General features: G+C 61.8%; 7 protein-coding genes, 3 tRNA genes and 1 pseudogene. 7 read left to right on the forward strand and 4 right to left on the reverse strand.

Translation table 11 applies throughout. The features are described from left to right. Positions 1-64: 64 nt before the first annotated feature. Positions 65-1,196, forward strand: a protein-coding gene (prfB, locus tag ATC00_RS05340) for a peptide chain release factor 2 (protein ID WP_132078000.1) whose coding sequence is annotated in 2 segments (ribosomal slippage) — positions 65-133 and positions 135-1,196 — 1,131 coding nt in all. Because the reading frame shifts where the segments join, the coding sequence is not laid out codon by codon here. 63 nt (positions 1,197-1,259) lie between these two features. On the opposite strand, the gene ATC00_RS05345 is transcribed toward prfB, so the two are convergent. After that, positions 1,260-1,742: a hypothetical protein gene (locus tag ATC00_RS05345; protein ID WP_037383018.1), complete on the reverse strand. Its 483-nt coding sequence runs from the start codon at positions 1,740-1,742 to the stop codon at positions 1,260-1,262. A gap of 73 nt (positions 1,743-1,815) precedes the next feature. Then, positions 1,816-2,586 (reverse strand): NAD kinase, encoded by a 771-nt coding sequence (locus tag ATC00_RS05350; protein WP_037383019.1) that lies wholly within the window; start codon positions 2,584-2,586, stop codon positions 1,816-1,818. Between the two features lie 156 nt (positions 2,587-2,742). Here ATC00_RS05350 and ATC00_RS05355 point away from each other — a divergent pair. Beyond that, positions 2,743-2,818: transfer RNA gene (locus ATC00_RS05355), tRNA-Thr, on the forward strand. Positions 2,819-2,879: 61 nt separating this feature from the next. Here the strand turns inward: ATC00_RS05355 and ATC00_RS05360 are convergent. Continuing rightward, positions 2,880-3,821: a LysR family transcriptional regulator gene (locus tag ATC00_RS05360; protein ID WP_064252196.1), complete on the reverse strand. Its 942-nt coding sequence runs from the start codon at positions 3,819-3,821 to the stop codon at positions 2,880-2,882. 204 nt (positions 3,822-4,025) lie between these two features. Between ATC00_RS05360 and ATC00_RS05365 the strand changes: the two genes are divergently transcribed. Both ATC00_RS05365 and ATC00_RS05370 read left to right on the forward strand, forming a co-directional pair. Then, on the forward strand, positions 4,026-4,646 hold the full coding sequence (locus ATC00_RS05365) for an FMN-dependent NADH-azoreductase (RefSeq protein WP_064252197.1): 621 nt from the start codon (positions 4,026-4,028) through the stop codon (positions 4,644-4,646). Positions 4,647-4,868: 222 nt separating this feature from the next. Further along, positions 4,869-5,144 carry a hypothetical protein gene (locus ATC00_RS05370; RefSeq protein ID WP_037383024.1) on the forward strand — a complete coding sequence of 92 codons (276 nt, stop codon included), beginning with the start codon at positions 4,869-4,871 and terminating at the stop codon, positions 5,142-5,144. A 15-nt stretch (positions 5,145-5,159) separates the two neighbouring features. Here the strand turns inward: ATC00_RS05370 and ATC00_RS05375 are convergent, their stop codons facing one another. Then, positions 5,160-6,035 (reverse strand): TrmH family RNA methyltransferase, encoded by an 876-nt coding sequence (locus tag ATC00_RS05375; protein WP_037383025.1) that lies wholly within the window; start codon positions 6,033-6,035, stop codon positions 5,160-5,162. A 214-nt stretch (positions 6,036-6,249) separates the two neighbouring features. Here ATC00_RS05375 and ATC00_RS05380 point away from each other — a divergent pair. From ATC00_RS05380 to ATC00_RS33170, 3 genes and pseudogenes are all read left to right on the forward strand, one after another. Continuing rightward, positions 6,250-6,334, forward strand: a tRNA-Tyr gene (locus ATC00_RS05380). A 23-nt stretch (positions 6,335-6,357) separates the two neighbouring features. After that, positions 6,358-6,431, forward strand: a tRNA-Gly gene (locus ATC00_RS05385). A gap of 242 nt (positions 6,432-6,673) precedes the next feature. Then, positions 6,674-6,754: pseudogene (locus ATC00_RS33170) on the forward strand (GTP-binding protein); the annotation flags it as partial.

Genomic DNA, 6,754 nt, shown 5'->3' on the forward strand with positions numbered 1-6,754 from the left:
CATCGGCGGCGGGCGTCGCTATTTGACCCTCACATTTTTCGAAGCCACACCAAGAAGCAGGACCATGCGCAACGAAATCGAGAACATTGTCGACGAAATCAAGCAGGCCATAAGCCTGCTGAGGAGGCATCTTTGACTGGGACCAGGCGATAAGACGACTGGACTGGTTGAACAACAAGGCTGAAGATCCGTCGCTCTGGAACGATGCCGCCGAGGCGCAGAAGCTGATGCGCGAGCGCCAGCAGCTCGACGACAGCATAACCGGCCTGCGCCGTTTCGAACAGCAGCTGAGCGACAATATCGAGCTGATCGAACTCGGCGAAGAGGAGGGGGATTCGGCCATCGTCAGCGAGGCCGAGGACGCACTCCGGCAGCTGCGCAACGAGGCTGCGAAGAAGCAGGTCGAGGCCATGCTTTCGGGCGAGGCGGACCAGAACGACACCTATCTCGAAGTCCATTCGGGCGCCGGCGGCACCGAAAGCCAGGACTGGGCCAACATGCTGCTGCGCATGTATTCCCGCTGGGCGGAGCGCCAGGGATACAAGGTGGAGCTTCTCGAAATCCAGGACGGCGAAGAGGCCGGCATCAAGTCGGCGACGCTTCTCGTCAAGGGTCACAACGCCTATGGCTGGCTGAAGACCGAATCGGGCGTCCATCGGCTCGTCCGCATCTCGCCCTATGACAGCAATGCGCGCCGTCACACCTCGTTTTCGTCCATCTGGGTCTATCCGGTCGTCGACGATTCGATCCAGATCGACATCAACGAAAGCGATTGCCGCATCGACACCTACCGTTCGTCGGGCGCCGGCGGCCAGCACGTCAACACGACCGACTCGGCCGTGCGCATCACCCATATGCCGAGCGGCATCGTCGTGCAGTGCCAGCAGGAGCGTTCGCAGCACAAGAACCGCGCCAAGGCCTGGGACATGCTGCGCGCCCGACTCTACGAAGCCGAGCTCAAGAAGCGCGAGGAAGCGGCCAATGCCGAAGCGGCCTCGAAGACCGATATCGGCTGGGGTCACCAGATCCGCTCCTATGTCCTGCAGCCCTATCAGCTGGTGAAGGACCTGCGGACCGGCGTCGAAAGCACGAGCCCCGGCGACGTGCTCGACGGCGAGCTCAACGATTTCATGGAGGCCGCACTTGCCCACCGCGTCAGCGGCGGTGCGGATGCGGTCGTCGAGGATCTGGGCTGAACGCGCCGAACAGGAACTGCGACAAACGGCCGGGTGCTCCCCGGCCGTATTCTTTTGCGAGCTTCAGTTGGTCGCGCGCTCGATCTTTATGTCGCCGACTTCGTCGATCAGCACAGTCCAGGATTCCGGTTCGGTGGCGGAAGGATCGGTCTTCAGATAGACGGTCGCGAACATGCCCGGCTGCCGCGTGATGCCCGTCGATGTCTCGGGTCGAATGTCGGTAACAAATGGCCTCATCGCCGTGAATTCCTCGAGTTCGGCGGATGAGACCACGTCCGGGCCGGCCGGCGTCGAGGCGATCTGCTGGAGATGGATGCGTGCGGTCCCGTCGGTCTGTCGCACGGCAATCAGCTTGTAGTAGCCTCGCTGCGCCGCCCGTTTCGTGCCGCCTTCCGGATCGCCGGACGGCATTGCACCGGCTCCGTCCTCCCAATAGCCGGTGCTTGTGACGAAAGTGATATTCGAGGGAAGGATGCCGCCTTCCTGCGCCCGCAAAGCGCCGGCGGGCAGCAGGAGGCAAAGCGCGATCAACAGGGGCTTGTGCATCCTCAAGGTTCCTTCGTGTGCGGCCCGGAACAGCAACCGCTGCCGCAGAATACCATGGCGGTCTGAATGTGATTCAATTGGAGAACTGCTCGGCCAGGATGCGGTCGGACCAGGAGTGGTCCGGATCGGACAGGATGCGGGCCGTCAGTTTCTCCGATTCGGCGATCGTGACCCGAACGACCGACTTGACCTCCTGGTGATCCGCTACCGCGTTGACTGGCCGCTTCTCCGCCTCGAGTATCTCGATCTCGACGGTGACGCGATTGGGAAGCAGCGCGCCGCGCCAGCGCCGCGGCCGGAAGGGACTGACCGGGGTCAGCGCGAGAAGAGGTGCCTCGAGCGGCAGGATCGGGCCGTGCGCCGACAGGTTATACGCGGTCGATCCCGCCGGCGTCGCGAGCAGAAGCCCGTCGCAGGTCAATTCATCGAGCCGCACCTTGCCGTCGACAAGGACCTTGAGCTTCGCGGCCTGGTAGGACTGCCGGAAGAGATAGACCTCATTGATCGCGAGCGCAGTGAATTCGTTGCCGTTGACGTCGAAGGTCCGCATCTCCAGGGGGTGGAAGGCATTGTCGACGGCGCTGGCGATGCGCTCGCGTAGGTCGTTGGTACTGTAGCGGTTCATCAGGAAGCCGACCGAGCCGCGATTCATGCCATAGACGCGCTTTCCGGTGTTCATCGTCTTGTGCAGCGTATGCAGCATGAAACCGTCGCCGCCGAGTGCGACGATCACATCCGCCTCCTCCGGATCGTGGTCGCCGTATATCGCCTTGAGTTCCTTTGCCGCCTTCTGCGCCTCTTCGGCCGTCGAGGCGATGAAGGCGAGTGTGCTGAACTGGGTCATGTATTCAGTCCGTTTGTCGTTGCGCCCGACGCGGCGATGGACGCCATGCTTGTTTTTCTGGCATGACCATGCGGCGAGTGCACCCGAAATTTTGAGGGGGGCCGCATTTTTGCTTTACACCGGAAAGGAATATGGTAACTCCCGTGGTCGAAAAGTGCCCTTATAGCTCAGTTGGTAGAGCGGCTGATTTGTAATCAGTAGGTCGGGAGTTCGAGTCTCTCTGGGGGCACCATTTTCGAAGGATTCGGAAAGCTATAACGCCTCCCCCTGCTGGCCGGCGACTTGCAATTGCCTCAAATATCGAATGACTGCGCCGGTCTCGGGTCGATCTCGCGGCAGCGCTGCATCGCCTTGATCAGGTTCTCCGCCAGGTAGTCGATCAGCGCGCGCGTCGCCGGCAGCACGCCCTGTCGGGACGGAAAGACGAGATGGACCATGACGTTGCCCGACCCCCACTCCGGCAGGACGGGGACGAGAACGCCGGTGCGGAAGGCGCGCTCGCAGATGTGGTCCGGCAACAGCGCAATCCCCATTCCTTCGATCGCGGCGCGTTCGAGGATGACGAAATCGCTGCAGCCGATCACCGGTCGGTGGGCGATCTCGATCGATCCTCCGTTCGCGTGATAGAGGCGCCAGACGTCGCTTGCGTGTTGCTCGTTCATGGCGAGCGTCGGCATTTCCGCGAGATTACTGGTGGTGACTTCTCCGATCCGCGCAAGAAGCGTCGGGCTGGCGGCCAGCCGCGAGCGGACCTCGCCGAACTTGCGCACGATCAGGTGGCTGTCCGTATCGAGCTGGTCGCGCGCACGAAGCGCCACGTCGAAGCGCTCCTCAATAAGATCGAGGCGTCGGTTCGTGGCGGTGATGAGCAGTCTGACGCCCGGGTAGCGCCGATGGAAGCCCGGCAGAATGTCGGCCAGCATCGGCGCGAAGCCGAGGGGGCAGCCAAGCCGCACAACGCCCGTAGGTTCCCCGCGCACGGCGGCGACCTCGGCTTCCGCCGCCGCTACGCCGTCGAGCAGCCCCTGGGCGTGCTCATAGAAAACGCGGCCGATTTCCGTCACGCGCAGCTTGCGCGTTGAGCGCTCGAGCAGCCGCACGCCCAGTTGATCTTCCAGCCGCGCCACATGCTTGCTGAGCTTGGATTTGGGAATGTTCAGATCGCGCGCGGCGGCGCTGAAGCCGTTGTTCTTCACGACGGCGGCGAAGAGGGCAATATCGTTTAGGTCCTGCATGCTAGCCTCCACCAGCGCGGGCGCAGGCGCTCGCATCCGCTCTGGGAATCGATTGTGGTAATTCCGACGGAGTCTGATCTTGCCGCGCCGGAACCCTCCGATTGTTTCCCTCAGGAAACGGAATGTCAATTATTCGCCGTCTTATCCGGCGATTGTTTTCAAATCATATGTTGTGCACCGCAACTAGAAACAAAGGTGCCTCCCATGAACGTCATCCATATCGACTCCGGCATTCTCGGAGAACATTCGGTTTCGCGTCGCCTGACGGCGGCGATCGTCTCGCAGATCAAGGCAGACCGTCCCGACGCGAAAGTCACCTATCGCGATCTCGTCTCCGAGCGCCTGCAGCATCTCACCGGCGCACAGATCATGGCGCCTGCCGACCTCGGTGAAGTCGATCCGGCGCTCGCCTCCGACATCCGGGCCGGCCGCCAGATGCTCGACGAATTCCTTGCCGCAGACACGATCGTCGTCGGTGCGCCGATGTACAACTTCTCAATCCCCAGCCAGCTGAAAGCCTGGATCGACCGCCTGGCCGTCGCCGGCAAGACCTTCCGCTACACCGAGGCTGGCCCGGAGGGTCTCGCCAAGGGCAAGAAGGTCATCGTCGCCTCCACGCGCGGCGGGCACTATTCTGCCGGCCCTGCCTCGGCGATGGATCACCAGGAAAGCTATCTGCGCACCGTCTTCGGCTTCTTCGGAATCACCGACGTCGAATTCGTCCGCGCCGAAGGCCTGAACCTTGGTGCCGACCAGAAGCAGTTCGCCATTGCCGAAGCTGAAAAGACGATTGCGGAAGGCAACGTTCTGCGGCTCGCGAGCTAAGCATTTTGCAGTCAGGTGGAATCACCTGACGTCGCACAAATGCGGCAAAAACGAGCGGATTGAATTCGGCCGGCGCCGGAGCGGGATGAGGAAAACTGTTCGCGGTTTTCTTCCCGCATCCCGCTCACCAAAAGTGCCGGTCTGTTGCGGAAGAATGCCGGTCGCGCGAGCGGCCGGCATTCTTCGTTTCTGGTCGGACCGGATTTGCGGTATTCTGGCGACATGAAAAGCCTGATCGTTCTGCAGGTTTTGGCCCTGTCGCTGGCGGCTGCCGCCATGGTCGCCGAGAGCGCGGCCGCGTCGCCGCCGGACCGGCGCTGCACCTGTCGCAATCGCGACGGGACGAAATACGAACTCGGCCAGACGGCATGCATCCGGGTCGGCGGCATCTCCTACATGGCGCGCTGCGAGATGAACCTCAACGTCACGACCTGGAAGAAGGTGCGCGACGGCTGTCCGACGGCTGACATGACCTTAGGCGCCGTTCCGGTGCTTTGACCGGCATCGGCCGTCTCAGGCCTTGAGGTGCTGCCTTGCTGCATACATCGCGATCGCCGCGGCGTTCGAGACATTGAGCGACTTGATGGCTCCGGGCATATCGAGCCGAGCCAGCGCCGTGACGGTCTGCCGCGTCTTCTGCCGCAGCCCCTTGCCTTCCGATCCCAGCACGAGGGCGATCTTCTCGCCGGAGAAGGTATCCTCCAGCGGTTGCGGACCCTCCGAATCAAGACCGATCGTCTGGAAGCCCAGCTCGTGCAGTTCTTCGATCGTATCGGCGAGATTGGTGATCTGGATATAGGGAATGAATTCCAGCGCCCCGGAGGCCGATTTTGCGAGCACGCCTGATTCGGTCGGGCTGTGGCGCATGGTGGTGATCAGCGCGCCGGCTTCGAAAGCGACCGCCGAACGCATGATCGCGCCGACATTGTGCGGATCGGTCACCTGGTCAAGCAGGAGGATCAACTGACAATCGCTGAGCGCCTCGAGCTTGCGGTGCGGCAGCGGCCGCGTCTCCAGCATGACGCCCTGGTGGATTGCATCCGGTCCGAGGACCCGGTCGAGATCCTGCGGCGTGACGATTTCGACGGGGAAGGGCAGCGCGGAAGGGTCGCCGAGTTCGAGCCGCGCGGCCGCGTTCTGAGTCACGCTCAGGCGGACGACCGTACGCTCCGGATTGTCGAGCGCTGCGCGAACCGTGTGCAGGCCATAGAGAAGCACCTGCTCTGGCGCCAGCGCCGGCGGTTTCCAGTTGGACGGTATCTTCCGGCGCTTGTCCGGGCGGGGTGTCGGAATCTCGCCGCGCTCGCGGCGGGCGTCGCGATGGGCACGCCGCAAAGTGGCGTAGTGGCTGTCCTTGGCGCTCTTGTCGCCGCTCTTGTCCTTGCTCATGCGCATCTTATAGTGAGGTTCGTTCGGTCTTGGAAATGGTTTCGGATATTGCGGCCGCCGGTGTCTGTGGAGAATTTCTGAAATTTTCCTTTTCGCTCTGTTGACAGGAGGAATGCGGGCGGCCATATACCCGGCGCAGATCGAAAGACGGCACGAAACGGCGGGCTTCTTCCACGATCTCAAAAGCTTGGTCGATTGATCCCGACAGAATAATGGAGGGATGCCCGAGTGGTTAAAGGGGACGGACTGTAAATCCGTTGGCTCAGCCTACGTTGGTTCAAATCCAACTCCCTCCACCATTCTGCTTCAGGATCGAAGGCCCGCGGGTATAGCTCAATGGTAGAGCAGCAGCCTTCCAAGCTGAATACGCGGGTTCGATTCCCGCTACCCGCTCCAGCCTCTTTCCGGCTTACTTCAAAAAAGTTTCGGATGTTCCTGACATCGTTGAGTGTTCTGGCTCTGGCGATTCCATCCGCGCTGGCGCGGCGGAGCTTCTCTATGGACTTTAAAATTGGCTGAGACCTTGCCGTCCGGGCGGACGCAATTAAGTCTTGCGCAAAAGCCGCGAAACCCTTAAACGGCTGCACAAACCGGCCCAGCCGGCTGATCCATCGTATTTGACCACAGGAAGCGTACCCATGGCAAAGAGCAAATTCGAGCGCAACAAGCCGCACGTCAACATCGGCACGATTGGCCACGTTGACCATGGCAAGACGTCG

Source organism: Sinorhizobium americanum (genome assembly GCF_001651855.1).
Lineage (GTDB): Bacteria > Pseudomonadota > Alphaproteobacteria > Rhizobiales > Rhizobiaceae > Sinorhizobium > Sinorhizobium americanum.